General features: G+C 69.4%; 26 protein-coding genes. 14 read left to right on the top strand and 12 right to left on the bottom strand.

Annotated features, from left to right (window positions below; genetic code table 11):
* A partial coding sequence (locus ACWDV4_RS30295; RefSeq protein WP_449985815.1) for a hypothetical protein occupies positions 1–249 on the top strand: 249 nt, incomplete at its 5' end.
* On the opposite strand, the gene ACWDV4_RS30290 is transcribed toward ACWDV4_RS30295, so the two are convergent.
* Positions 231–1565: a hypothetical protein gene (locus ACWDV4_RS30290; protein WP_449985812.1), complete on the bottom strand. Its 1335-nt coding sequence runs from the start codon at positions 1563–1565 to the stop codon at positions 231–233. The genes ACWDV4_RS30295 and ACWDV4_RS30290 overlap by 19 nt on opposite strands.
* Before the next feature lie 182 nt (positions 1566–1747).
* Entirely contained in the window at positions 1748–3427 is a 1680-nt protein-coding gene (locus ACWDV4_RS30285; protein ID WP_449985810.1) for a YwqJ-related putative deaminase, read from the bottom strand.
* Positions 3428–3543: 116 nt separating this feature from the next.
* On the opposite strand from ACWDV4_RS30285, the gene ACWDV4_RS30280 reads away from it, so the two are divergent.
* From ACWDV4_RS30280 to ACWDV4_RS30270, 3 genes are read left to right on the top strand one after another with little or no spacing between them, the layout of a single operon-like run.
* Complete coding sequence (locus ACWDV4_RS30280) at positions 3544–4026, top strand: hypothetical protein (protein ID WP_449985808.1); 483 nt, start codon at positions 3544–3546, stop codon at positions 4024–4026.
* Complete coding sequence (locus tag ACWDV4_RS30275) at positions 4023–5429, top strand: PrsW family intramembrane metalloprotease (RefSeq protein WP_449985805.1); 1407 nt, start codon at positions 4023–4025, stop codon at positions 5427–5429. The genes ACWDV4_RS30280 and ACWDV4_RS30275 overlap by 4 nt, the downstream gene beginning before the upstream one ends.
* 55 nt (positions 5430–5484) lie before the next feature.
* On the top strand, positions 5485–6033 hold the full coding sequence (locus tag ACWDV4_RS30270; protein WP_449985804.1) for a hypothetical protein: 549 nt from the start codon (positions 5485–5487) through the stop codon (positions 6031–6033).
* A gap of 8 nt (positions 6034–6041) precedes the next feature.
* Here the strand turns inward: ACWDV4_RS30270 and ACWDV4_RS30265 are convergent, their stop codons facing one another.
* Complete coding sequence (locus ACWDV4_RS30265) at positions 6042–6869, bottom strand: class I SAM-dependent methyltransferase (RefSeq protein WP_449985802.1); 828 nt, start codon at positions 6867–6869, stop codon at positions 6042–6044.
* Positions 6870–6988: 119 nt separating this feature from the next.
* Here ACWDV4_RS30265 and ACWDV4_RS30260 point away from each other — a divergent pair, with 119 nt between their 5' ends.
* The 6 genes from ACWDV4_RS30260 to wzy all read left to right on the top strand — a co-directional run bounded on the left by ACWDV4_RS30260 (position 6989) and on the right by wzy (position 14229).
* Positions 6989–7405 carry a hypothetical protein gene (locus ACWDV4_RS30260; protein ID WP_449985799.1) on the top strand — a complete coding sequence of 139 codons (417 nt, stop codon included), beginning with the start codon at positions 6989–6991 and terminating at the stop codon, positions 7403–7405.
* A 208-nt stretch (positions 7406–7613) separates the two neighbouring features.
* Positions 7614–8840: a glycosyltransferase gene (locus ACWDV4_RS30255; RefSeq protein WP_449985797.1), complete on the top strand. Its 1227-nt coding sequence runs from the start codon at positions 7614–7616 to the stop codon at positions 8838–8840.
* On the top strand, positions 8837–10039 hold the full coding sequence (locus tag ACWDV4_RS30250; RefSeq protein WP_449985794.1) for a glycosyltransferase family 4 protein: 1203 nt from the start codon (positions 8837–8839) through the stop codon (positions 10037–10039). The genes ACWDV4_RS30255 and ACWDV4_RS30250 overlap by 4 nt, the downstream gene beginning before the upstream one ends.
* Positions 10036–11322 carry a lipopolysaccharide biosynthesis protein gene (locus tag ACWDV4_RS30245; protein WP_449985791.1) on the top strand — a complete coding sequence of 429 codons (1287 nt, stop codon included), beginning with the start codon at positions 10036–10038 and terminating at the stop codon, positions 11320–11322. The genes ACWDV4_RS30250 and ACWDV4_RS30245 overlap by 4 nt, the downstream gene beginning before the upstream one ends.
* 151 nt (positions 11323–11473) lie before the next feature.
* A complete protein-coding gene (locus ACWDV4_RS30240; protein WP_449985789.1) occupies positions 11474–12628 on the top strand; it encodes a glycosyltransferase in 1155 nt (384 codons plus the stop codon).
* Entirely contained in the window at positions 12625–14229 is a 1605-nt protein-coding gene (wzy, locus tag ACWDV4_RS30235) for an O-antigen polysaccharide polymerase Wzy (protein WP_449985786.1), read from the top strand. Before ACWDV4_RS30240 ends, wzy begins: the two co-directional genes overlap by 4 nt.
* Positions 14230–14274: 45 nt before the next feature.
* On the opposite strand, the gene ACWDV4_RS30230 is transcribed toward wzy, so the two are convergent.
* Genes ACWDV4_RS30230 through ACWDV4_RS30215 form a run of 4 tightly spaced genes read right to left on the bottom strand, consistent with a single transcriptional unit; the run spans position 14275 to position 17642 of the window.
* On the bottom strand, positions 14275–15435 hold the full coding sequence (locus tag ACWDV4_RS30230) for a glycosyltransferase family 2 protein (protein ID WP_449985818.1): 1161 nt from the start codon (positions 15433–15435) through the stop codon (positions 14275–14277).
* A 26-nt stretch (positions 15436–15461) separates the two neighbouring features.
* Positions 15462–16280 (bottom strand): carotenoid biosynthesis protein, encoded by an 819-nt coding sequence (locus tag ACWDV4_RS30225; protein ID WP_449985783.1) that lies wholly within the window; start codon positions 16278–16280, stop codon positions 15462–15464.
* Positions 16277–16828, bottom strand: coding sequence for a GNAT family N-acetyltransferase (locus ACWDV4_RS30220; protein ID WP_449985780.1), 552 nt, complete (start codon positions 16826–16828; stop codon positions 16277–16279). Before ACWDV4_RS30220 ends, ACWDV4_RS30225 begins: the two co-directional genes overlap by 4 nt.
* Before the next feature lie 13 nt (positions 16829–16841).
* On the bottom strand, positions 16842–17642 hold the full coding sequence (locus tag ACWDV4_RS30215) for a monooxygenase (RefSeq protein WP_449985777.1): 801 nt from the start codon (positions 17640–17642) through the stop codon (positions 16842–16844).
* Between the two features lie 96 nt (positions 17643–17738).
* On the opposite strand from ACWDV4_RS30215, the gene ACWDV4_RS30210 reads away from it, so the two are divergent.
* Both ACWDV4_RS30210 and ACWDV4_RS30205 read left to right on the top strand, forming a co-directional pair.
* Entirely contained in the window at positions 17739–18995 is a 1257-nt protein-coding gene (locus ACWDV4_RS30210) for an MFS transporter (RefSeq protein ID WP_449985774.1), read from the top strand.
* Positions 18992–19771, top strand: coding sequence for a MerR family transcriptional regulator (locus ACWDV4_RS30205; protein ID WP_449985771.1), 780 nt, complete (start codon positions 18992–18994; stop codon positions 19769–19771). The genes ACWDV4_RS30210 and ACWDV4_RS30205 overlap by 4 nt, the downstream gene beginning before the upstream one ends.
* Before the next feature lie 37 nt (positions 19772–19808).
* Here ACWDV4_RS30205 and ACWDV4_RS30200 read toward each other — a convergent pair whose 3' ends face one another.
* Positions 19809–20420, bottom strand: a complete 612-nt coding sequence (locus ACWDV4_RS30200; protein ID WP_449985768.1) for a TetR family transcriptional regulator — start codon at positions 20418–20420, stop codon at positions 19809–19811.
* A 97-nt stretch (positions 20421–20517) separates the two neighbouring features.
* Between ACWDV4_RS30200 and ACWDV4_RS30195 the strand changes: the two genes are divergently transcribed.
* The gene (locus tag ACWDV4_RS30195; protein ID WP_449985765.1) at positions 20518–21456 is read left to right on the top strand and encodes an aldo/keto reductase; all 939 of its coding nucleotides are present in this window, start codon (positions 20518–20520) and stop codon (positions 21454–21456) included.
* 38 nt (positions 21457–21494) lie between these two features.
* Positions 21495–21797 (top strand): DUF4031 domain-containing protein, encoded by a 303-nt coding sequence (locus tag ACWDV4_RS30190; RefSeq protein ID WP_449985763.1) that lies wholly within the window; start codon positions 21495–21497, stop codon positions 21795–21797.
* On the opposite strand, the gene ACWDV4_RS30185 is transcribed toward ACWDV4_RS30190, so the two are convergent.
* From ACWDV4_RS30185 to ACWDV4_RS30170, 4 genes are all read right to left on the bottom strand, one after another.
* Positions 21794–22510: an HD domain-containing protein gene (locus ACWDV4_RS30185; protein ID WP_449985760.1), complete on the bottom strand. Its 717-nt coding sequence runs from the start codon at positions 22508–22510 to the stop codon at positions 21794–21796. The genes ACWDV4_RS30190 and ACWDV4_RS30185 overlap by 4 nt on opposite strands.
* The gene (locus ACWDV4_RS30180) at positions 22507–22995 is read right to left on the bottom strand and encodes a YbaK/EbsC family protein (protein ID WP_449985757.1); all 489 of its coding nucleotides are present in this window, start codon (positions 22993–22995) and stop codon (positions 22507–22509) included. Before ACWDV4_RS30180 ends, ACWDV4_RS30185 begins: the two co-directional genes overlap by 4 nt.
* 4 nt (positions 22996–22999) lie before the next feature.
* Positions 23000–23974, bottom strand: a complete 975-nt coding sequence (locus ACWDV4_RS30175) for an EamA family transporter (RefSeq protein WP_449985756.1) — start codon at positions 23972–23974, stop codon at positions 23000–23002.
* Between the two features lie 239 nt (positions 23975–24213).
* Positions 24214–25788 (bottom strand): S8 family peptidase, encoded by a 1575-nt coding sequence (locus ACWDV4_RS30170; RefSeq protein WP_449985753.1) that lies wholly within the window; start codon positions 25786–25788, stop codon positions 24214–24216.
* Between the last annotated feature and the right edge of the window lie 493 nt (positions 25789–26281).

Here is a 26281-nt window from a genome sequence, read left to right as displayed (position 1 = left end):
CTGCACACCGCCGGCTTCCACGACACCGCCATCACCTGCGACGCATCCTGGCAACCCACCACCGGCCACTGGCCCGAGAACCCCCACGGCGACCAACGCCCCGACCGCATCCACCACCGCACCGGCCCCACACACGCCGGCCGAGTGCACCGGCACACCGTCGCGGACACCGCCCTCGGCTGGCTCGCCTCCGACCACCTACTCGTCGCCGTCGAATACCAGCCCGTCAGTCAGCGGAACGAACCGTAGAAGTCGTCGAGCACGTTGTGCAGGTTGTCCCGATCGAGCTTTTCGATCTTGAGGATGAAGTCCAGCAGTTGCTGGGCATTCTTGGGGATCTGGCACTTTGCCGCAGTGACGAGGGCGTCGAGCATCCATTGCAGGATCTCGGGCATGGATGCCTGGTCGGCGAGATCGGCATTGATAGTAAACCGGATGGGGCCGTCCAGGTTGTACACCGTCGAGTAGTTCAGCACCTTCGGCTCGGCCCGCACCACGAGCCGCTCCTCCGCCCGCATCAGCGCCAGCATCGCGGTGTGCAGGGCGTCCATGTACGCCTTGATCAACGGCGCGTACGCCGGGCCCTGCGGCAGGTCGGTAAGCGCGAGCGCGACCGGCTTGGGCAGGTCGGTCTTGGCGTAGTCGAGGTAGGTGAAGTCGAAGGTACGCACCCAGGCGCGGGTGATCCGGGACGCGAGCACGGTGTGCAGCGAATCCATCCGGGGTGCGGTGCGTCCCCGCATTGCGGCCACTTCATGGTCGGTGGGGAACGGGCCGCCTTTGCCTAGCGCCTCGTAGACGGTCTGCTCGAAGTTGGCGGCATTCTGTAGCCCGATCTGGCCCTGCAGGTAGTAGGCGGCGTTGCGGTGGCGGTAGACGATGTCGACCGTCGGGTTCTCCGCCAGGGTGTGTGTCCCCTCGTGGGTGAGCGTGGCGGCGAGGTCCCAGAGGTGCATGGTGCCGTCGAGTGCGTCGCGGCCGACGTTGATGATCGCGGTGTTGCCCTGACCGCTGGCGAGGGCGCCCATTCCGGCGGGCAGCGATGGGTTGTATACGAATCCCGACCGACGGCCGTCGGTACGCTTGAGCAGGTCCTGCAACGCCGTGACAGTCAGCGTGAAACGCTGCTTCGCCACCACGGCGGCGGACCCGAACAGCCGCCCGAACGCGGTGTTGACGGCGGCGTACGAAGAATGGCTGGGATTTGCCAGCACGTCGACAATATTTTTCTGCAACTCATCTACGGCGGCGGCAAGGTAGGGATTGCCGATGATGGATGGGACGATCCCGTCGAGAGAGTCCTGCACCTCCTTGAACAGGGTCGCCACCTGCTCGACTGTCGCGCCGCGTACGGTGATCTGCTGTATCCAGGCACCGCCGGCGAGGGCCTCGACCTTGCTCAACCGGGCCGTCAACTGGTCGCGGCGCAAGCCGGCCGGTAGCGCCTCGACCTTGGGGCGTAGCCGCTGCAACTCGCAGGCCATCAACACCCGGTAGGTCTGGAACACCTCGCGCCGTCCGAGATCAAGTTCTTTCTTGGTCGCTTCGTCCGGAAACGGGAACATGAGGCGGCTCCTTCTACTCGGCCAGCCCGGCCTATTCAGCCGAACGCTGAGAGAGGGGTAGCACCCCAACGTCCACAGCAGTCAGTAGCTCGTCGGTCATCGGACAGCGAGCGTGACCGTTTGTCGCAACGTAGCTGGATCCGGCCCTGCCGCCAGTCCGCCACTATTGGCGAAAGCGGTCCCTATTCGGGATGACCATCACCCGCGATGTTCAACGGGTCGCCGTCGGCGTCGAGAATGATGGACCATACGCCGTCGACGACGGTGGTGTGGATCGGACCGGTGTCGGAGATCTTGCTGCTCTGGGCGTCGACCCAGATGATGGTGCCGTTGTGGTTGACCGCGTTCCAGGTGTGGGCGCCGCCACCGGCCTGGGCAGTCCAGCTGGTGATGATGAGTGCGGAGGAGCCCGGCCCGGCCTGGCGGAGCCGATCGGCGAGGGCGGCCAAGGCGGCCGGGCCGGTGCCGTGGGAGTCGAAGTTGGCGCCCAGCCACTGCTCCTGACGGGCGGTGCTGCCCGCCTCCATGGTCTTCGGGTCGGCGGCGCTGGCTGCGACCTGCGGATCGCCGTACCAGGTGGAGAGGAACGACAAGCCGACGTCGGCACAGTTGTTGTTGCGGCCCAACTTCTGCGGGCCACCGTCGTTGACCAGGCTCGCCCACCGGCCCTCCCGGGGATCGGGGTGGACCTCCGGCTGGTTGTCCGCTTCCCTGGGAACCTCGTTCTCCAGCGCCTGCTGGTCGGCATCGGATGGTGGGTTCAGGCCCTGCGGATCCTCGTACGGGCGGGAATCGACCAGAGCCTGCCCGTCGCCCAGGACACCGGTTTCAGACGGCGGACTCGGGGCGACGACCCGCTCCGTGTCCACGACCGGTTCGATGCCAAGATCGGGTACGTATACCTCGCAGGAGCGGCACGGCGGACGGTAGTCGCCATGGTGGAACACAGCGCCGTCGCTGAACGCCTGACCGAGCTGATGGGTGACGATCTTCGCGCCGTCGAACTTGCTCCGGGCGTACGCGTCGAGTGTGCCCGGCTTGCCCTCGTTGGTCCACTGCTGTTCGAGCTGGTAGAGCTGATCGGAGATGAGGGCGACCTCCGAGCACCTGCCATGCCCGGCACCGGTCATGGGCAACTGCTGCGCGATCCGGTCGAGCAGTGCCTGTAGGACCGGGTGCACCGACGGCTGGGTCGGTGGCGTCGTGCTCTTGTTTATCTTCATGCTGGTGTGGACGGTGATCTCACCGCTCGGCATCATCAGCGCCCCGGCCATGCCCGGATGCTTGCTCTTGGAGATGCTTCCACCAGCGGCTGCCTGCTGGATGGCGTCCGCCATCGTCCGCGACGCCTCGATCAACGTCTGCTCGGCTCCCGGGCCAGCCGGGTCGCCCCCCACCGTGGTCGGGTCGAGCTGCCAACTGTGTGTGCCCTTGCCCGTCGGACCGGTCGAACGGCGCAGGCTGTTCGAGTTTGCTGCCCCGGTCGACGCGGGGGGAGCCGTGCCGGGCATAGCCGACGTACCCAACGGAGGGCCGGTGTCGATCGGGGTAGCTGTCGCAGGAGCGACTGCTGCCGTACCCATGGGGCTGGTGCCCGTAGTCGGCACGACAGTCGGAGTGGGCACGACGGTCGGAGTGGGCACGGCGGTTGGAGTGGGCACGCCCAGCAGGGCGTTGAGCACCTGCGGAAAGAGGACGGAGAAGAGCGTGTAGCCGGCGAGCGCGGCACCACCCATGGCGAGGGCCGCGGCGATGCCGACGACCGGAAGTGCGCCGTAGCAGCCGGCCAGGCCGTCGGCCATTCCGCCGCAGTCGATGGGTACGCCTTCGGCCAGGCCACCGGCAGAGTCCGCGCTGAACATGGCCTCCCAATTCCAGGTGACAGGATTCGACCGAGTGTCACCAGTACGCGCACAGATTTACATTCATCGCGTCCGTGTGGGTTAGGGTAACCCACCTGAGTGAAGCGGAGGAGGTCATGTCAGACGGGACCGAGTCCGTGGAGACCCGCCTACCGGTACGCGTGGTGGCGATCCTCGGCCTGTTCGCGGTGGTCACCTTCCTCGTCTCCGCCGTCGTGCTGGTGGTGTCCTGGCCGACCGCGCCGAAACGCTCGCCCGCGCTGCCGATCCTGCTCTACGCATACGACCCGACGACCAGGCAGATGACTGAGCGTCCACAGCAGACCTTCAAGCTGGGAGAGGTGCCGGTCGCTACGATCGCCGAGCGGTCGATCGGCACGGTGCGCTCCGACCCGTTACGGGCAGCCTGGTACGACTCGCTCGGCCACCAGACCAACAGAGTCGACCTGTCGAAGCTGGCCGAGCTGCGCACCGATCCGGTGCCGGTGAGCACTGCCGGCGCGGTGCCCGCCGGGACGTACCAGTTCGTGCTGGCCACCGTCCAGGGTGGCCAACTGGAGGAAATAGTCGCCTGGGTGCACGTGAAGATCGAACGATGACCGAGCCGACTTCGCAGCCGAGTAGCGCACCACCGCCGGTCAGCGCACCGCAGCCGAGCAGCGCGCCGGCAACGACGGACCCGAAGACATATCGGTTCGACCGGCTCGGGGTGGCCTTCACGATCGGTGAGGGGCTGCTGCTGCTGATCGCCGCCGCGTCGGCCGTCGGCCTCATCCGCGACGACGACGCTGGAGTACGCGTCCTGAGCGTGGCCAACATGGTGGTCATCGGCATGGCGATGTTCGCTGCCGTCGTTGCCGCCGCCGTCGTCATCGGAGTCTCGGTTTCCGGCAGATCCCCGCGCGCTCGTTTCCTCACCTGGGCCATCGGTGGGGCGCTGGTGTTCGCCATCCCGACCACGATGTTCGCGCTCGTCGCCCTGCTCCAGGCTGGGCTGGCCTGGCAGGGCACGCTACTGAGCCTGCCGACGACCGTATTCGCCCTGTGGACGTTTCGTCGGATGCAGCGCAACCGCAAGCCACCGTGGCTGCTGGTCCTGGTCGCCTTCGCCTGGGGGGTGCTCGTCGCCGGCTACTTTTCCCAGATTGTCGAGGGGATCCTGCACGTCGTCATCACCGCGGAGGTGCTGCCGGGCACTGCCTCGATCATCGCGCACGCGGCTGCCGCGGCAGTGCCGGAGGAACTGGTGAAGGGTGCTGGCGTCGTCGTGATCGTGCTGCTCGCCTGGCGGCGGGTCGACGGCATGCTCGGCGGCATCGTCATTGGTGCCTGCGTGGGCCTCGGCTTCCAGTTCGTCGAGTCGATGTCCTACATGACGAGTGGCTTCGACACCGTGCTCTACCAGCACTGGTATCGGCAGGTCACCGGCCTGTTGGTCAGCCATGCCACGTACACGGGGATCATCGGTGCCGGGGTCGGACTGGCCATGCAGCTCACCGACTGGCGCAAACGGGTGGTCTGTGCCGGCGGTGGGTTCGCCTTCGCGGTGGCGGCCCACCTGATCTGGGACATCTTCGCGATGGGACGGATCTACTGGGAGTCGGACAATTCGCTGGTTCAGCTCTTTGTCGCACAGCCGTTGAATCTGATCGTCCTCAAGGGGCCGGCCTTCGCCGTACTGCTGTTTCTCATCGTCATTGCGCTGCGCCTGGAGACCCGGTCGCTGTACCGGCACCTCCAGGCGGAAGCCGACAGTCCGCACGCTGCGGTCACCCGGGCCGAGGTTTCCGTTCTGGTGAACGCGTCGCTGCGCTTTCGGATGCGGATCCAGGCACTGTGGCGCGGCAACCATCGCAACTACCTGTGGATACATCGCCTGCACACCGCGCAGTTGAACCTGGCGTTCGCCCGCTGGCGTAGCGAGCGGGGCGATCCGCCGCCGCCGGGCACCGAAGAGGCGCTACGGCAGCGGATCCAGCAACTGAAGGCAGAGGCGGCCTGATCCTGGTACCACTCTAGGTAACGGTGATTTGGTAACCTCCGTTAGCTTGATCGACATGAGTGTCGCCACATATCCCGCCGACCGCTCGCTCCTGAAGGTGCACCGGCGACTGCGCTCGCTCGCCACCATGGAATTGATCAATATTCCGGTGCAGGGCGTGGTGTGGTTCGTGGTGACCGGGCTGCCGGCCACGCTGCCCAACCTGTTGGGGTTCCTCCTGTTCGGGGTGCTGCTGGTCGAGGGAGCCGGCTACTGGTTGGCCAAGCTGCACCAGATGCGTACCCGTCGACGTGGTCTTCCCGGCGCTCGGATCTTTCGTGCCGCCCGTGTCGTCAACCTGCCTCTGCTGGCCATCTGCCTCGCAGTGACCGGCTACGCGGCCATTACCGAGCCTGGCCGCAACTCCTGGCTCGGTCTCGGGTTCGCCCTGTTCGCCACGCTGGAACACCTGAACTATTTCCATGTCCAGCTCATGCACGACACGAAAGCGGATCTACGCCGGCTATGGAGGGTCGGGCTGCGGCCGTCCCACCTCTCGCGGGACATTCGACGGCCACAACGTGATCATCGACGGAGGCTGCCCGGTGCCGCCGAACCCCACTGACAAGCTGGTCAGGGGCGCTTGCGGGCCTGCAGGGTGTAGGTCTGGGCTAGGCGCCAGGGCCGATCGGCCAGCCGCCACTCGCCGTGCTCGTCGAGGACCGAATGGCCGGGCAACGCGTCCCACGGTGCGCTGTCGTGCTCGACCAGCATGGTGAGATCCAGGCCAACCTCGAACAACGCCGTGACGACCTCGCCGAGCCCGTGGTTCCACTCATGGGTCGTGTTGTGCGTGAACGCGACATCGGTGCTGACGTAGGTGCCAGGCTCCTCCCACACCAGCGGTTCCGGGCGCTCGAAGTAGGAGTAGTTCACGGCGAGCACGCCATCTCCCCGGGTCTCGTCGATCGCCCAGAGCATCGGGTGACCCTCCCGAAGGAAGAGCCGGCCGCCCGGTCGCAGCAACGTACTGACCACCTGCGCCCAGCGTCGGATGTCCGGCAGCCAGCACAGCGCACCCACCCCGGTGTAGACCAGGTCGAAACTGCCCGGCTCCCACACCTGGGGCGCGTCGTAGACGTCGGACTCGACGAAGTCGATCTCCGCGCCGGTACGGGCGGCGAGGCTGCGGGCCTGCGCCAGGGAGGCACCGGAGAAGTCCAGCCCGGTGACCCGGGCGCCGAGCCGGTGCAGCGAGAGGGTGTCGGTGCCGATGTGGCACTGCAGGTGTACGGCCCGCAGGTCGGCGATCTCACCGAGGCGCGGCAGGTCGAACCGGACCACGTCGCTGAGATAGCCCGGGTCTTCGAGGAAGCGGTCCACGGCGTAGTCCGGGGAGGCCGCGTGCGCGGGGGCCCGCTCGTCCCAGTTGGCCCGGTTGACCGTACGGTAGTCCGTCACGTCCGGGACCATCCCACACCCGGATCGCCCGCTCAACAGCATTTACCATCGGGGATCACCTCGACTGTGCTAGGACGGCCCCGACGATGAGATCCCGCCGAGTGACCCGGACGTCCGTCGTGGCGACAGGGCTCATCGCGGTGACGCTCACCGTGATCCTGTGGGTGATCGCGTTCGGCTCCTACCGGCAGGCGGTCGCTCTTCGTGATCACGGCATCGTGGTGCCGGCGGCCGTCCTCGAGGTAAGGCGGCTGGGCGATGACAGCTTTGTCCGGGTCGCCTTCACGACTGCGGATGGCCGTCGGGTGGAGGCCGACGTCCACGACTTCCGGGTGGACCCGGAACCGGTCGAGGGCGGCACCATGCAGGTGCGGTACGTATCCGCCGACCCCTCCGGCACGATCCAGGACGCTCGGCAGCGGCCCGACTTCCTCGTCGTCTGGATGGAGGCTCTGGGCGGTGTGGCGATCCTGGCTTTCGGTGTCTTCCTGGTCCGTGGCTTCTGGCCGCTGATCGGCGAGCGGTGGGCCCCCTGACGGCGAGCGTTGGGCCCCCTGGCGGCGAGCGTTGGGCCCCCTGACGGCGAGCGTTGGGCCCCCTGGCGGCGGGCGGCGGCGGCGACGTACCCAGCAATAGTGAGAGCTTTTGCAATTTGCGCAATTAGCCCCGAATGTCCCAATGGGACTACTTAGAGTGGTCGCGCAGATGCAATTAGTGACATCTCCGGACTGGTAAGAGGTCAACATGAAACGGCTCCGGATTGCCGTGCTGTGCAAAATCAACAGCGGCGCACCGTGGATCCTCCTGGAAGCTCAGGAGATGCGGCGGCGTGGCCACGACGTCGTGGCGATATTGCCGCCCGGCAACGGCCGACTTTCGTTGGCCCTCGCCGCGGATGGCTTCAAGGTGGTCGAGGCGCCATTCGACTTTACGTTCCGGCCGAACATCGCCACCGTACGCGGCCTGTGGCAGCTGCGTCGCCTGATCCAACGGCTACGCGTCGATGTCCTCCACTATCACTTCCACGCGACCGCCCTCGCGGCTCGCCTCTCCACGATCGGGTTACCGCTGGCCAGGGTGTACACCTCGGCGGGCCCGCTGTATCTGGAGTCCCGGACGATCCGCCAGGTGGAGCGGTTGCTGTGGCGGCTGGACGACGTCACGCTCTGCAGCACCGCCGACATCTCGCGCCGCTACGGTCAGCTCGGCTGCCCCGAACACCGCCGCCCGGTCGCGCACTTCGGTATCGACCTGAACCGCTTCACCCCGGCCTGGCTCGCGGCCGGCCACCCCGCCGGATCGCCTGAGTGGGCCGTACAACGCGCGAAGGCACGAGCCGAGATCGGCATCGACGAGGACGCGTTCGTCGCCGTCATGGTGTCGTACGTCTACGCGCCGAAGCGCATGGTCGACCGGAGGCAGGGACACAAGGGCCATGATCTGCTGCTGGCGGCGTGGCGTTCCTTCCACGCCCGTCACCCCCGGTCCCACCTGCTGCTGGTCGGCGCGGGCTGGACCGAGGTCGGCGAAAAGCACCGCCAGAAGCTTCTCGACCGGTTCGATGTCGCGGCGGACCCGAGCATCACCTGGGAGGAGTCGGTGCTCGACGTCCGGCAGTACTACGGCGCGGCCGACGTGAGCATCAGCCCATCGCTGTCCGAGGCCCACGGTGCCGCCCGGGAGGCCGGGGCCATGGGCATCCCCAGCATCGTCAGCGATGCCGGTGGACTACCCGAGACCGTCGACGAGCAGAGCGGTTGGGTCGTACCACGCGGGGACGTGGCCGCTCTGGAGGCGGCGCTGGAGACCGCGTACCAGGAATTCACGACAGGTCGCCTGGCGGAGCGTGGCGACCACGCCCGCGAGCGCGCCGCCCACCTCTTCGACGGTCGGGTGACCGTCGGGCAGGTGGTGGACATCCTCGAGTACTCCGCCGCAGGGGTCGACCGAGCCGCAGGGGTCGACCGATGAGGGTGGCGGTTACGACCGAGGTGCGGTTCCTGCGTACCCCGGACGGGGCGGTGTGGACCCGCATCCCACCGGCCTACCCGTCCTGGACGTGCTATCTGTCGGCCTTCGACACGGTGCGGGTTGTCGCGCGGGTCGCCGACATCGCAGCGCCCGATGACAAGGCCGTACGTGTCGACGGGCCGGGGGTGCAGGTCTGGCCGGTCCCGTACTACGTCGGACCACGGCAGTATCTGCTGCGGCGGGCACAGATTCGCCGCTCGGTGATCGACGCGGTGACCGATGCGGACGCGGTGATCCTGCGGGTCCCCTCGCCGATCGGGACCCTGCTCGCCTCGGCACTGGAGCGGCAGGGCCGGCCCTACGCGGTGGAGGTGGTCGGTGATCCGTACGACCTGCTGGCCCCCGGTGTCCTCCGGCACCCGCTGCGGCCGGTGCTGCGGAATCGGATCACGGCGAACCTTCGCCGGCAGTGCCGTGATGCCATCGCGGCAGCGTACGTGACCGAACGGGCCCTGCAGGACCGGTATCCCGCCGGACCGATGGCACCGAGCGTCGGGGTCTCCGACGTGAGTCTCGACGAGGCGGCCTACGCGCCACACCCACGGACGGTCGACCAGCTCGGCGCGCCCAACCGGCTGGTCTCGGTCGGCTCCCTCGAGCAGATGCACAAGGGAATCGACACCCTCATCGAGGCGCTGGCGATACTCCGGCGATCCGGTCTGTCACTGCGACTGGTGCACGTCGGTACCGGCCAGTGCCGCCCCCGGCTGGAGCAGCTTGCCCTACGGCGGGGGGTCTTCGATCTGGTCACCTTCGCTGGATGGCTGCCCCCCGGGGACGCGGTCCGCCAGCAGTTCGATGCCGCCGACCTGTTTGTGATGCCCACCCGGACGGAGGGACTGCCCCGGGCGATGGTCGAGGCGATGGCGCGCGGACTGCCGGCCATCGGCTCTCCGGTCGGCGGGATTCCCGAACTGCTGCCGGCCGAGCACCTGGTCGCGCCGGGTGAGCCGGTCAGGCTGGCGGAGACGATCCGCCGCCTGATCACCGACCCGGAACGGATGGCTGCGGCGTCGGCCCGCAACCTCGTCCGTGCCCGGGCGTTCTCCGCTGAGGCACTCACCCAGCGGCGGGCCGACTACTACCGGCTGGTGGCCGACGCCACTCAGCAGCGAACACCAGCGAGCACGGCATCGTGACCTTGGGGCGGCGGTGGACCGTCGCGCTGTTGACCAGCTCCGGCGCGATCCAGGCAGGCACCAACGCGCTGGCCGCCCTGTTGGCGAGCAGCCTGCTCGGACCGCACGGTCGCGGTCTCATGGTGTTGGGCACGACGATGGCCAGCATCGCCGCGCTACTCGCTGGCATGGGCACCGGACCGGCGCTGCGTGCCTGCCTACCCACCGCGACCCGGGTACGTCGGCGACGCCTGCTCGCCACGTTCAGCCAGTGGTCGATGCTGGCCGTGCTGGTCGCCGCCGGACTTGCCGCGATCGGCTCCATCCTGTCGGCGCGCGTCATCGACTCGGAACTGGCGGAGCCCCGCTACCTGGGTGCCCTCGCGGTCGTCACGGCCGGGTACGTCGCCCTGGCCCAGTTACCCGATCTCTGGTACGCGGCGGGACGGTTCCGCGCCGGGAGCAGTTGGGCCGCCGCAGTGGCGGCCGGTGGCCTGGTCGGGGTACTCGGCGGAGCTGTCACCGCCCGCAGCGCCTGGGTGCTGTTGCTGGCGCAGGGGCTGGGCATGCTCGTCGTCGCGGCAACGCAGACGGTCCACCTGTTTGTCGTCAAGCTGTTGTCCGCCCAGACCGCGGACCGCGCCGAACTGTCCAAACTGCTGCGCAGCGGTGGTTGGGCGCTCGGGCTGACCACGGGCCTGGCCGTGACCCTGGCCGCCGACCGGTACGCCCTCGGTGCGTTCGCCGGACCGGCGACGGTCGGTGTCTACTCGGTGGCCTCCTCGCTGAGTGGGACGCCACGGCTCATCCCGACGGCGTTGGGGCAGCTCCTCAACCGCGAGGTCGCCTCGGGTGGCGGGCGTACGGTCGCGCTGCGGGCCCGGCGGTTCGCCGTGTGGTCGGCCATTGTGCTGGGTCTCGGGGTGGCCGCCGGAGGTTGGTTGTTGATCGTCCCGGTCTTCGGCGATGGCTTCGCCGATGCCCGGCCGCTGCTGCTGGTGCTGTTGATGGCCGAGGTGGCCTTCGCGCCCTTCGCGGTGGCCAGCCGCGGTCTGCTGGGCGGCGGTTGGATGCGCACCGCTGCTGGCCTGGGGGTCGGGGCGGGTGTCGCTGCGGCAGCGGTGTTCGCCGTCGGGGTTCTGTTCTGGGGTGCCTATGGTGCCGCGTTCGCCTCGATCGGGCTGTATGGCGGCATGTCCCTTGTGTCCTGGACGCTGCTACGTCGCCGAATGGCGCTGGCAGAGCGGACCGCAGATCGTACGCCGGCCGAAGCAGCAAAGCAGACAGTAGATGCAAAGAGCTAAAAAACTCCTATTTGGCGGAGAACGCCATGAAATTCTCGATAAGTTCGGCGAGTGGCTGGCCTGCCGCCGAGGAAACAGGGCCATGAGTGGGAGGGTTTCGGTGTCCGATTGCCGTACTGGCGGCGTGCCGACTCGCGCAGGCGCCAGAGGAATGGCGGTATCCGCCCCCGAATGTGTGGTCGTACGAGTCATCGGGACGCTCGACGTCGGTGGCGCGGAACTGCGTACGCTCGAACTGCTGCCACGCCTGGCGGCGGACGGTGTCGTCGTCCACTTCGTCACCTTGAACGGCCGGCCCGGCAGCCTGGCCCCGATCGCGCAGGCACACGGCGCGACGGTCCATCCGCTCTCGCTCGGCCTCGACTTCCCAGGGCGCTTCCTGGCCCTGCTGAACCGCATCCGACCACACGCGGTGCACGCCGATCTCGCGACCTTCTCCGGTGCGCCGCTGTTCCTCGCCGCCGCCGCCCGGGTCCCGGTACGCGTCGCGCAGTTCCGCAGCGACGGTGACACCCACGGCAACAGTCGTCGGCGCCGGGCCCAGCGTTGGGCCATGCGGCGACTGATCCACAAGTACGCCACCGACATCACCGGGGTCTCACCGAGCACCCTCACCCACGGTTACCTGCCGACCTGGCAGTCGGACCCCCGCTGTCGGGTCGCACCAAACGGGCTGGATCTGGATCGGCTCCAGCGCGACTCCGGTGCCGACCTGCGGCGCGAGATCGGAGCCGCCCCACAGGAGGTCATCTGTCTGCACGTGGGCCGGCCCGCGCCGGAGAAACGCCGCTGGATGTTGCCGCCCATGATCGCTGAACTGCGGGCCAGCGGTGTCGCCGCCCGTGCCGTCATGGTCGGCCCGTACGACAGCGAGAACGACGCCCAGCTACGCGAGGCAGCGCGGATCAACCGGGTCGAGGATTGGGTCCACCTGATCGGTTCCCGCGACGATGTGGGCACCCTGATCGGTCAGGCAGATCTGGTCGTCCTACCGTCCGACCGGGAAGGTCTGCCCGGCGTCGTGCTGGAAGCGGCGGCGCTGGGCACCCCGATCGTGGCCTCCGATCTTCCCGGCGTCTGCTTCATCGCCGACGAGCTGCCCGGCATCACCGTCGTCGACCGAGCCGCACCCATCTCGGCCTGGGCGGAGGCCATTCGCGAGATCATCCGGGCCGGCCGGCCGACCGCGCTCGACCGGGACCGCGCGCGGGCCAGGTTCCGGTCGAGCCCGTTCTCCCTGGACCTTTCCGCGGCCCACGACGTCGCGATGTATTACAAAGGACTGCAGGCGGAGATGAACTCATGACGCCGTCGCGACTAACCGAGCCGCGCTGGGTGCTGGGCATCGCGGTCACCCTCCTGATGAGCGTGCTCATCCTCCGTTCGGCCATCAGCCAGCAGCCGCAGGTCGCCGCCGTCGGCGTCCTGGTCCTGGTAGTTGTCGCGATATTCGTCGCCGCCCGGATGGTCGTCGGCCGCAGCATCACGTTGGGGTCGGTCTACCTGCTGCTCTTCGGGCTGTTCCATGCGGGACTTCTGCCATATATCGCGACCAACCAGACCCCCACGGCGCTGCTGAACGGTGTGAAGCCCTGGTGGCACCTCAGCACGATGGGGATGGCGATCGGCAGCGTCGGGGTGAGCGTGCTCGCGTTCCTGATCGGATACTCAGCCTTCCTGACGGGCTATCCGGCGGCTCTCCTCACGCGATTGCGCCAACGCGGCAAGAAGGCAACTGTCCAGCCGGCTGGTGGAGTTGCTGCCCGGCTGGCTATTGGAATTGCGGCGCGGCCAGCTGGTGGAGTTGCTGCCCAGTCGGTTGAGCGTGACGAGGGGGACAGCGGCGGGGACCACCCGCCACCCGGTCAAGAAGAGCGGACCAGGCAGGTGGGGATACTGGGATTCGTTCTGCTGGTGGCCGGTGTCCTCCTGTGGTTCGCCAACACACCCGGACAGGGGCTGGGCTTCGTCACTCTGCCCTACCTGGACTTCCGGGACGGGACTGACGACAACGCCATGGCCTTCGCCAACCTGTTCACCGGCATCGGCATGGGTGCCCTGGGGCTCGCCCCGAGCGCCGTACTGCGCCGCTGGGGCTTGGTGGTGTTTATCGTCTTCGCGATCCCGGCCTTCCTCGTCGGACTTCGCGGCGAGGTGATATTCCCGCTGGCCGCATGGCTGGTCACGACCGCCCGACGGCGCCACATCCAAATCCGTTGGTGGATGGGGCCGCTGCTGCTCGCCGGTCTGTCGGCCGGTTCGATCATCCGACAGCTACGGGATGCCGGCCTCTCCGCCGCCCGCTTCGGCGACATACAGATCAACCCCTTGGACGGCCTGGCGGAATTGGGTGCCTCCATCCGCCCGCTCGTGCTTGTCCACCAGTGGCACGACGGGTGGGGCGAGTCGTTCGTCGGCTGGGGCACCTACTGGGCTCCGCTGCAACGGATCCTCTTCGCCCGGCTGCTCGGCCTGGATGCGCCGTCGGTGCACACCGATGCCCGGGTCTTCTCCACCACGATCGCCGACCGGGTCGGCGCGATCGGCGGATCGCCAGCTGCCGAGGCGTACCGAGCGGCGGGTCTGATCGGCATCATCGTGGTGCTGGCCCTGCTCGGGATGCTGGTGGCGTGGCTGGACACCCGCCCGGCCGGCTCGATCGGCGACCACGCCATCGGCATGCTTGGCTACATCCTGCTGGTGTGGGTACGCAACGACTTCAGTCCGGTCGTCGTCTCCCTGGCTGCCTGCATCCTCGCCCTCGCGGCGGTGTACCTGGTCCATGCACAGTTGAACCGACGTAGATCCGGCCTGGTCGTACCGACCATCGGCCAGCTCCAGGGGCAGGTGATCCAGGTTCCGTCACCCGGGAAAGCCGGTCTCGAAACGCGGATACCCAGCCGTTAGGAAGGGCCCCTTCCTATACAGAAAGCGATAAGAAGGGGCCCTTCCTTACACCGGTCGGCCGCGCCAGGACAGCCGTCCCCGCCGCCGCAGCCGATAGGAGTGGGCGACCAGCCAGCCGAGCAGCACCACCGACAGCGGATGGGCCAGGACGTCCGGCCACGATCGACCACCGGTCCGGCGGGCACTGACTACCCGGCCGGCAACCCCGAGCAGGTAGGCGACCAGGGCCAGCGCTGCGATCGACATCTCACCGGCGAGCACGGCGGCCACCGCGAGCACCGGCGGGAGGGCGTACAGCAGGAGCAGGGCGAGCACGACGGCCGCCGCCGCGACCGGCGAGCCGAACGTCGCCCACAGCGACTTGCCGTAGCCGTCGCGTAGCTCGCGCCACGAGCCGTACATCCGGCAGTCGGCCAGCGCCGAGGCGTCGGCCAGGGCGATCCGCCCGCCGGAACGTTTCACCGCGCGGGCCAGCTCGATGTCCTCCAGGATCCGGCCCCGCACCGCCGCGTGCCCGCCGGCCCGCTGGTAGCCGGCCCGGTCCACCACCAGGAACTGACCGCCGGCCGCCGCCAGCGACGGCCGCGCCGAGCGTTCCATCGCCTGCAGCGGTAGAAAGGTCAGCCACAACCACTGCAACAGCGGCTGGACCAGCCGCTCACCCACCGAGCCCGCCACGATCCGGGGGTACGCCGACAGTAGCGTCGCTGGGACCGTGCGCAGCGCGGCCACCGAGGCGGCCACCGCGTACGGGGTGAGCACCACGTCCGCGTCGACGAAGACCAGTACGCCCACATCCGGCCCGGCTGCCGCGGCGAGCTGCTGGCAGGCGTACGGCTTGCCGAGCCAGCCGGGCGGCAGGGGTGCTCCGGTGACCAGGCGTACCCGGGGATCATTGGCGGTGACCGAGCGGACCACCTCTGCGGTGCCATCGGACGAGCCGTCGTCCAACACCACGATCTCCAGTTCCGGTACGCCTCGCTGGGCCAGCAGTGACCGGAGGCACCCGGTCACCCGGTCGGCCTCGTCGCGTACCGGAAGCAGGACCGCGACCGGCTCGGCCACGGCGACCAGGGTGCTGGCCGGCCCAGCGACGGTGGCTGGATCGACATCGGGCGGCACTGCCGGCAGGTGGCGCAACCATCGGGTGGCGTTGACGTAGGTGTGCCCGGTCAGTGCCGCGACCAGCACCGTCAGCCCGAGCATCCCGCCCAGCGCGACGGTCGGCCAGGTCACGTCGCCGGCCGGATCCGACCGGCCCGGTGTCGGCGGGCCACGGCGACCGCCAGTGGTACGGCAACCGGCGACATGGCCAGCGCACCCCAGAACGCCGAGGCGGGCAGCCCGAGAAAGACCGCGTGGGCGAGCACACTGCTGGCGAAGGTCCACAGGTAGAGGCCGTACATCGGGGCGTCCGCGTCGCCGACCGCCGCCACCCCCGGCCCGGCGGCCAGCCGCAGCAGCCCGGCGAACGCCACCGCCACCAGCAGCCAGCCCAGATAGTTGCTCAGTGGGATGCCCGGCACTCCGGGCAGGACGGGGGAGGGGTCCCGCCAGGTCCAGTAGCCCTCCGACACCATCTGCGGATCGAGGAACACGTCCCAGGCTGCCAGGGCCCACCCGGCCAGGGCGATCCGCGCGAAACCGGGGCGGGTCAGGCGTACCGCCACCAGCCAGGCCGGCCAGGCCATCCAGGTCCAGGCCAGCGGGATCACCAGCGGCACGCCGGCCACCGCCGGGCCGAGCTGGCCGGAGTATTCGTAGACGCCGAACGGGACGCCGATGGCGATCCCGACGATCTCCACCGCCAGCCCGCCGCCGGTGGTGATCAGGACCAGCGCCCCGGCGGTACGCGGACCCCGGGTGATCAGGGCGTGGCCGACCGACAGCAGGTAGCCCAACAGCACCGTGACCACGGTCAGCCGGGCCCGGTCGACGCCCTCGGTGAGCGGATAGCCGATCTGCGCCACCACCAGTACGACCAGCAGCAGCCAGGACAGCCGCGCCCGGTTCGCGCCGGTGACCGGTGCGGTGGCGGGCAGCCCGGTCACGACGTCGGTAGGGTCAACGGCAGCTCCCGGCCGAGTACGGCGAACGCCCGCTCGTCGCCGGGAAAGCGGAAACCGCGCAGTACGTCCCGGAAGCCGAACCGCCGGTAGAGCCGCCAGGCCCGGGAGGTCGCCTCGTCCGCCTCCGGGGTGGAGAGCAGGGTAGTGCTGCCGTTCGCCATGCGCAGCAGCGCGGCCAGTTGCCGGGCTCCCAGGCCGTGTCCCTGGGCCGGTGGCCGTACGTGCAGCTCGACCACCTCGAAGCAGTCTGCGAACCAGGCCGCCCGGGCCGCCGGGTCCAACGCGTTGTATACCTGGTCGTGCCACCACTGCCCGGGGTGGGAGAGGTAGCCGTAGCCGAAGCCGGCCAGGTGGCCGTCGTTGGTGAGGGTGGCGACCGCCCGGAATCCGGGTCGCCGGGCGTGGCTGGCGATGTAACCCCGACGGGCCTCCAGCAGCTCGGACCGGTAGCCCATCGCCTCGCCGTAGACCGCCATGACGTCGTCCAACCGCCGGGCGAGATCGTCCGGTTGCCACGGCACCAACCTCATGCCTGTCCGCTCCTCACTGTTCGTCGTCACTTGCGGTCAACTGTTCGTCGCCACCTGGGGAAACCCAGCCGAGTACCGCCCGGTCACCGCTGACCCGGCGTACCTCGAACCGGGCGAAGAGCTCTTCCGCGTACCACCGTTGGACCGGCGTGGCGGTGATCGCCGCGCGGTGTTGCGGGTGACGGTACGCGAAGTCGACCAGGTCCGTGCTGTTGCGCCACACGCTGACTGTGCCCTGCCAGCCGAGCGGCGCCTCGCCGATGCCGAACCGGGCGAGCAGGCCTGGGGCGTCCTGTAGCGCGGCGGCGACCGGTGGGATGGCCCGCCAGAAGGTCACCGCCTGACGTGGGCGCAGCCGGGCCCGGGTCAGCGCGAGCACCGGAGTGCCGCTCCCCGGCGGGCTGGGCCGGGATGACCCGGTTGCGGATGAATCGGCCCGGAACAGCTTGCCGCCGGACGGCGCAGCCCGGAACGGCTCGACCCCGGACCACTGTCCACGGCTGGCCAACGGACGCAGGTCGAGACGGGCACCGGCCTCGGCGATCCGGGCCCAGGACCGGCCGACCGGGGTCTCGTCGAAGGCAGCCGCGCGGCGCGGATCGGCCCACACCACCAGCGCCGCCCACCGGGTCAGGTCCGCGTCGGTCGGCCCGAAGCCGGTCCCGGTGCCCGTCCCGAGGAGCTTGCCGAACCGTACGCCGGGCGTGGCGCGCAGCCGGTGCGGCCCCCACGCCATCCGGGTCAGCGCGCGGGGCAGCGCGCCCCGGGACACCCGCCAGACGTGCAGGGTGACCAGGTCGGACATTCCGCTCATTGGGCCACCGTGGTTTCCTTCGACCAGAAGGTCACCGTACTGACGGCCCGGACAGGGCTTGACCCCGACGTAGCGTCGTACCTTCTGCTCGACGATGTGAAGCGAATTCCTGTCGCCTTTCTGGCCTCCGAACTTCTCTCGCTGTTCGGCAACGCGATCGCCGGAGTGGCCCTGCCGTTGATTGTGTTGCAGTCGACCGGCAGCGTCCTCGGCGCGGGTCTCGTCGCGGCGGCTACCACGGTGCCGGCTGTGCTCGGCGGGCTCTTCACCGGCGTGCTGATCGATCGGATCAACCGGCGTACCGCCTCGATCGCCACCGACCTGATCTCGGCCGGTGCCGTGGCCGCGCTGCCGATCGTTGACCGGCTGGTCGGGCTTGAGCTGGGCTGGTTCATCCTCTTCGGCATCATCGGCTCGCTCGGGGACGTACCCGGAATGACCGCCCGGGAGGCGCTGCTGCCGGCGATCGTGCGGCACGGCGGGATCGCTACGGAGCGGCTGATGGGCGTACGGGAGAGCGTTGGTGCCCTGGCGATCCTGGCTGGTCCGGCGGCGGCCGGCGGCCTGATGGCGCTCTTCGACGGCGCGGCGGTGCTGTGGATCACCGCAGCGACCTCGCTCGCTGCGGCGCTGGTGACCCTGACGCTGCCCCGACAGGTCGGCGACCTCACGGCCGAGTCCCGCGGCGACCTCACGGCCGAATCCCGCCCGACCACCGGCTGGGCCCAACTGCGGGAGGGCTGGCAGCTGCTCTTCCGGGGGAGCCCTTTCCTGCTGGCCGTCACCCTGGTCAACCTGGTGCTGGCGACCGTGCTGACCGCCCTGCAGGGACTTATCCTGCCGGTGCACTTCACCCACCTTGACCAACCCGGTCAGCTCGGCCTGGTACTCAGTTCGATCGCGCTCGGCACCCTCGTCGGTGGGGGCATCTACGCCACGGCCGGCAGCCGGGGACCCCGACGGGCCTGGCTGCTCATCGGGTTCGCCGCGAGCGTGCTCGGCATCGCGGCCATCGCCATCCTGCCGGCCGCCAGGTACGTCTTCGCCGGGGCCTTCGTCGTCGGGGCAGCGGCCGGTCTGCTCAGCGGGCTGCTCGGCGTACTTACCCTGGAACGGATTCCGGACCGGATGCGCGGCCGGATCCTGGGCACCCAGAACGCGATCCTGACCGGCGCGGCCCCGGTTGGCATCGTGGCGGCGGCCGTCCTCACCGAGTACGCGGGTCTCGACGCCGCCGCACTCGCCTTCGCGGTCGTCTGGGCGCTTGCCGCCGTCGTCGCCGTGACCAGTCGGGCCCTGCGTAGCCTGGACCTGCGTAGCCTCGACGGTGGTCGAGTGAAGGAGAGCGCGTGAACAGCGGCGAGCTGGCCCGGCTGGCCGGGGTGTCGGTACGGACACTGCGTCACTACCACCAGATCGGTGTCCTGCCCGAGCCGTTCCGGACCACCAACGGTTACCGGCGCTATCAGATCGACGATCTGGTCCGACTGCTGCGGATCAAGCGCCTGGCGGCGCTGGGGATTCCGCTCGACCGGATGCCAGACCTGCTGGACGACACCGGCCGGCACCTGTCGAAGTGCCCTGATCGGAAGCCGCCGGAGCTACTGGAACAACTCGACCGGGAACTGGCTGCCGAGATCGAGCGGCTGACTCGACAGCGAGAGATCATCGCGCAGATCCGGGCCGAGGGCGTCGCCCCGGACATCCCACCCGAACTAGCCCGGTTCTTCGCGGTGTTCGGCACCGACGGCGTGTCGCCTGCACTGACCGAGAACGACCGGGACCAGTCGATCCTGCTGGCCCACCTGGTCGGCGAGCAGGGCCGGTCGCAGTTGGCAGCCTTCTGTGAACTGCTGGCCTCCGCCGTGTTCGCCCCACGGGTCGCCACACTGGTTCGCCGATTCACGGAACTGACTCCGGACAGCGATGACGACACCATCGACGCGCTCGTCGGGGAGTGCGTCGCCCTCTTCGGGGCCGTCGTCGCCGAGCTGGGCGGGCCAGCCGTGCTACCGGTGCTCGACGAGAAGCACCTCAAGCTTCTCGACGACTACCTCGACGAACAACTGAACGCTGCCCAGCAGATGTTCTTCACCCGGGCGGCCGTCCACTTCGACGCCGATCGCTAGCGGCACCCGTCTAGGGCCGAGGCGGCAGTCTTCGACGTTACGAGCCGGTGGGCACTGTGCTGCCCGCAGCGGCGGGGAAGAGCCGCTGTACGGCGGCGACGATGGCGGATCGGCGGGCCGCCAGGAAGGCGTCGCGGTCCTCGTCGGCGGCGGGTGCGAGATCGGGCTGGGCGGCCCAGGACATCGCGAGTTGGTTGACGAAGACCAGGATGTCCCTGGGGTCCCAGGCGGGATCGAGCTGGCCGGCTTCCTGGGCCTTGCGCAGTTGTTCGACCTTGTGGCGTACGGATTCCTGGAAGGGGTCGCCCAGTTGGGGGTCGTCGGGGGTGAGTTCCATCTGTCCCCAGGTCATCAGCCGCCGACGTTCGGGATGCCGGGTGAAGTAGTCGTGTACGCGGCCGGCGTAGCCCGGCAGGTCGGTGGGATCCATGCGGGTGGCCTCGGCCACCGCTGCGAGTTCCCGTGCCGCGACGAACCGGTAGAGCGCTTCCTTGCCGCGGTAGTAGGCGTAGACGCGTTCCTTGCTGGTTCTGGCCGATTTGGCGATCCGCTCGATCCTGGCACCGGCGATTCCGTACCGGGAGAACTCGGCGGTAGCCGCCGCGATGATCCGGTCGCCGGTGGAATCTGTGCTGGTGGAGGCGGCCATGTCTTCAGCGTACTCAACCGAACCGGTTGGTTTGGCGGCGGTCGATCGTTCGGTGTACGGTCAAACCGAACCGTTCGGTTTGATGAGGGAGCAGCTCATGCGACAGCGCACGCTCGGCCGACAGGGCCTGACCGTCTCCGCGATCGGCTACGGCGCGATGGGCACCGCAACCGGCTACGGCCCCTCGGACGACACCGAGTCGATCGCCGCGATCCGCCGCGCCCACGAACTCGGGGTGACCCACTTCGACACCGCCGAGATGTACGGCTGGGGCGAAGGCGAGAAGCTACTCGGCCACGCACTCGCCCCGATCCGCCACGAGGTGACGATCGCGACCAAGTTCGGTTTGACGAAGACCTTCGGCTCGGACTCGCGGCCCGAGCACATCCGCGACGTGGTCGACAACAGCCTGCGCCGCCTCGACATCGACACGATCGACCTGCTCTACCAGCACAGGGCCGACCCGAACGTCCCGATCGAGGACGTGGTCGGCGTGATGAAGGAATTCGTCGACGCCGGCAAGGTCAAATACCTCGGCCTCTCCAACACCAACGCGGACGCCATCCGCCGGGCGCACGCGGTGCATCCGATCTCGGCACTGCAACACGAGTACTCGATCTTCGCCCATGACTCCGAGCCGCTCTTCCCCGTGCTCGAGGAACTCGGCATCGGGTTCGTCGCCTACTCGCCGCTCGCCCGCGGCTTCCTCAGCGGCGCGGTCACGTCCCGAGACCACAACGACGCCAACGACTTCCGTCGGCGCATCGGCTGGTGGAAGCCGGAGAACTTCGCCGCGAACGTCGCCATCGCGGGCGAACTCGCCAAGCTTGCCGAGAGCAAGGGCGCCACCCTGTCGCAGCTGGCGCTGGCCTGGCTGCTCGCGAAGAGGGACGACATCGTCCCCATCCCCGGCTCACGCAACCCCGGCCGCGTCGCACAGAACATCGCCGCAGCCGATGTGACCCTGACCGCCGAGGATCTCGCCCGCATCGACGAGATCGCCCCCGAAGGCGGCCTCGGCGGCCGAGCCGCCTGACGCCCGGGCAACGAGCCGCGCCGACTACCGTGCTGAGCATGCTGTACGTCGATCAGCCCGCCTGGCCCGCCCACGGGCGACTCTGGTCCCACCTGGTCAGTGACGTGTCGTACGCGGAACTGCATGCCTTCGCCGAGATGCTCGGCGCTCCCCGGCGGGCGTTCGACCGCGACCACTACGACCTGCCGGCGGAGCGGTTCGTCCGGGCGGTGTGGCTCGGTGCCCAGGTGGTGTCGAGCCGGGAGATCGTCGGTTTGCTCTACCGTTCCGGGCTACGACTGCCAAAGCACCTGGCCAGGCCGCCGAAGCTATTGGCCCAGCCGTCGCAGCTGTTGGTTTAGTCGGTCGTCGAGGTCAGCATGGCGAGTTCGCGGGTGAGGTTGACGCGGGCCGACTCTTCCCAGCGGTCGGCGAGCGCCGGCAGCCGGTAGAGCATCGGCAGGTCGAGTAGCTGGCGCAGCACGGCGGCCCGGCCGACGCGGAACAGGTCGTCGGGCACGTGGGCGTACTCGCGGCGGACGGCGGCGGCGTAGCGGTCGTACTCGGCGGATGGCTGGGCGAGTACGGCCAGATCGGCGTCGCAGAGCAGGGCACCGTTGCGGTCGGCCGGGTCGGCGTGGTGGCCGGCGGTGAGTTGGACCAGCCGGGCGACCTCGGCGGTGGCGTCGGCCGGTACGCCGAGGTCGGTGAGGATGGTGGTGGCGAGCGCGGCGCTGGTGCGTTCGTTGGCGTCGCCGGGGGAGCGGGGATCGTAGACGGCGTCGTGGAACCAGGCGGCGAGCCGTACCAGGTCGGGCCGGTGTGCCTGCTCCGCGTGTTGGTCCACCACGGCGAGCACGGCGGCGAGATGCTCCACCGTGTGGTAGTGCCGCTGCGGCTCGCCCCACCGGTCGAGCAGCTCGCGCCCGGCTGCGGAGACCTCGGTCAGGCTGATCGCGCCGACGGTGGTGACTTCGGTCGCGCCGGTCGCGCCGGCCGCGCTGGCCGCAGTGACTGCGGCCGACCAGCAGTCGACCAACGCCGACCGGCGGTGATCGCTGGCCGGGGCGGTCACGCTACCTCGGCCGCCTGACCGGCGGTGATCCGCAGCAGCTCGGCGTAGGTCGTGGGGAAGACCGCCCGGGGTACGCCACCGGCCGCCCACACCTCGGGGTAGCCGGCGAGGGCGGTGTCGACCAGGGTACGGATCGGTTTCGGGTGCCCGAGCGGAGCGACCCCACCGATGGGCTGGCCGGTGTGTTCCCGCACGAACTCCGGGGTGGCCCGCTTGAGCTTGGTGACGCCGAGGTCGGCGGCAACCCGGGCGGTGTCGACCCGGTGCGCGCCGGAGGTGAGCACCAGCAGCGGGTTACCGTCCGCGTCGAAGATCAGCGAGTTGGCGATCTGTCCTACCTCGACCCCGAGCGCGGCGGCCGCTGCGGCAGCGGTGTGTACTGCGTCGGGGAGTACCCGGACCAGGCTGGGCGCGCCAGAGCCGTCCAGGGCGGTGGTGCCATCGAGGGAGTCCTGGACCGCCTGCACGTTCGGGTGTGGCTGCATCCCGTCATCTTGCCCTGCCGCTGGTGCTCAACAGCGCGTCGGGGGCGGGCGGTGGGGCGGATGTCGGGGCGACCCGGGCCGTCTCGGCGATCGCCACGCCGACCAGCACCAGCGCACCGCCGGCGAGCTGCGCCGGGCTGAGCGCCTCACCCGCGCCCAGGGCTACCCAGGCGACGGCCGCCGCGAGCACCGGCTCGACCATGCCGATGATGCCCACGCTGGTTGCCGGCAGGTGCCGCAGCGCCCCCGCCACCAGCAGGAACGGTGCGATCGAGCCGAGTACGACGACGTACCCGCAGAGCAGCGCGACCGGCACGCCGCCGCTGCTCTGGCCCAGCGGTTCCCAACCGCCGCTGCCGGCGGTGACCGCCCGGGTGAGCAGACCGGCGATGGCGGCGGTGCCGAACGCCCAGGTGGTCAGGGAGAGGGTGTCGCGGCTGCGTACGCCGTGCGAGCCGAGTACGTAGTACACCGCCAGCAGCACGGCCGCGCCGCAGCCGGCGAGTACGCCGATCCCGTCCAGCCGCAGGCCGCCCCACACCTCGGCGACGGCGGCCAGTCCGACGAGGCTGAGCGCCAGTCCCGCCCACATCCGGGGACGAACCCGCTGGTGCTGGCCGAACCGGGCCCAGAGCGCGACGAGCAGCGGGGAGGTGTATTCGAACAGCAGCGCGATGCCGACCGGGAGCCGGGAGATAGCCACGAAGTAGAGCATCGGGACCAGGAAGAAGCCGGTCAGTCCGTAGCCGATGATCAGCGGGAGTTGGCCGGCGGTGACCCGGAGCCGCCGAGGGCCGGGACGCAGCAGCAGGCTCAGTACGAGCAGGCCGGCGAATGCGCCGGCGGCGCGGAGCAGGGTCAGCTGGGGTGGCTCGATGCCGGCGCGGAGCACCAGCTTCGACACGGTGCCGTTGACGGCGAAGAGCACGCCGGAGCCGAGCACCATGGCGATGCCCAGGGCTGGGCGGGGAGTTGTCACCCGCTGAGGCTACCGACGTCAGTGACAGGGGTGAAACGCGTACCGGCCATTACCGGATGATGGGCATTACCTGGCTGAGCGGGCAGGGCGGGCCGTTACGAAAGTGAGCGGACCGCCCGGCCGGTGACGGCCGGGCGGTCCAGGGAACTCAGCGAATCAGTTGCGGTGCCGGAGATCAGCCGTGCCGGAGATCAGCCGTGCCAGAGATCAACCGTGCCAGAGATCAACCGTGCCAGAGGTCAGCCGCAGTGCTCGAACGGGCTGTTGTAGCTGACCCCGCCGGCCGTTCCACCCCACTTGACGCACTTGCCGGCGGCAGCTTGAGCCACCGGTCCGGCGTAGTAGGAGAACGAGCCGCTGTCGGTGCGCCGGGTGGACCCCTGCACCTCCAGGTACGCCGCCACCGCAGTCGCGGTGCCCAGCGAGGTGGCCTTCATGGTGACCACGCAGTTGTTCGCGTTGCTGTTGCTGTAGAGCAGGTAGACCCGGCCCTGGAGGCTGCCGGCGCTGGTCGACAGCGGCTTCGAGTTGATCACCTGGTAGCCGCTGCCACACGCCTCGGCCGGGGTGTACTGGTTACGCAGTGCCCCGTCGACCCGCAGTAGCAGGTTCGGAGAACCGGTGCCAGGGCTGGTCACCACCCCGGAGGTGGCCCCGGCGACCAGGCGGTTACGCACCTGGGCCGGCGTGAACGTCGGGTTCTCCGCCAGGATCAGCGCCGCCGCCCCGGCCACGTGCGGCGAGGCCATCGAGGTGCCGTTCCAGGCGCCACTGGCCGTGTCGCTGGCGTTGGTGGCCGAGACGATGGCGCTGCCGGGTGCGAACAGGTCCAGGCAGGTGCCGTAGTTGGAGAAGGAGGAACGGGCGTCGGTGTTGGTGGTGGCACCGACCGTGATCGCCTCCGGCACCCGGGCCGGCGACGGGGTGCACCCGTTGGCGTTGGAGTTACCGGCGGAGACCGCGTACGTCACGCCCGAGGCGATCGACCGGGACACGGCGGCGTCGACGGTGGTGCTGCCGCTGGAGAAGCCGATGCTCATGTTCGCCACGGCAGGCTTCACCGCGTTGGCGGTCACCCAGTCCACCCCGGCGATGGTCTCGGCCGAGGTGGTGGTGTTGTCGCACTTGAGCACCCGTACCGAGACCAGCCGGACGCTCTTGGCGATCCCGTACGTCGTGCCCCCGACCGTACCGGCGACGTGTGTGCCATGCCCGTGGCAGTCGACCCCGGTGCCGTCGACCGCGTCGAAGCCGCTGCTGGCCCGGCCGCCGAAGTCACTGTGCGTGGTCCGGATGCCGCTGTCGATGATGTACGCGTGCACCGAGCCGGCTGTGTTGGGGTAGGTGTAGACCCCATCCGTCGGGCGGGTCGGCTCGTCGACTCGGTCCAGTCCCCACGACGGGGGACTGGTCTGTGTCCCGCCGGCCCCGAAGCCCCGCTGGTTCTGCTCGACGTACGCCACCGACGGGTCGGCCGCGAGCCGTCGGGCCGCCGCCTCGGAGAGTTTCACCTCGAACCCGGTCAGACCGGCTGAGTAGACATGTCCCACCGTGCCGGAGTGGCCACGGGCGAGCGTCTGCGCCCGATCGTTCACCGCCCGGGATCGGGCGCTGAGGGTGGCACCAGCGGTGGTGGCGGTGTCCTTGAGGACCACGATGTAGCTGTCCGGCACCGCGTTCGGAGTGCCGGCGAGCCGGACCTCTCCGGTCGCCGGTGCCGCCACCGCTGGTCCACCGATGGCGGTGACCGCCGCCGTCGCGGCGAGCAGGCCCAGCGCCTGCCAGCGACGGTTGTTGAACTGTGGAATTCCCATTTCCCCGCTTCCTGTTGATGTCCGCATCCGCCGCCGGGCATCCTCCCGACAGCGGATGACAGGAACCGAACAGTCGGTTGGGATCGACTGTCCGGTTAGGCGTATCGATCTTGCCGGCTGTCGAGCGATCCGTCTACGGCACCTGATCGTGATCGGCGGACTACCTGGCGTGGGCAGGGTGTGAACGTGCGGTGGGGCGGCGTGCCGACGCGTTCGACCGGCCCGGCGTGCGGCGAAGGTTGCTTTTTTGTCTCGGGGGAGGTGTACTGTCTCCAGTAGTTCGAACGTGTGTTCGATTCGATCGGATGCCCGTTCAAGCCTCCGGGACGGCGTTTCGCGGCGTCGGTTCCGGATGCGGTTCCGCGGACCGCGCGGGCCTGGGCAGTCGCGAGCCCAGCCCCCTACAGGCAGGACCGCGGCTCGACAACGTCCGGATTCCGGCCGACCGGATGATCGGTGAGCCGGGCACCGGCTTCGTCACCGCGATGCGCAC

Source organism: Micromonospora sp. NPDC003197 (assembly GCF_053590565.1).
The sequence above is the reverse complement of the archived record's forward strand: the minus strand, read 5'-3'. Positions and strand labels throughout refer to the sequence as shown.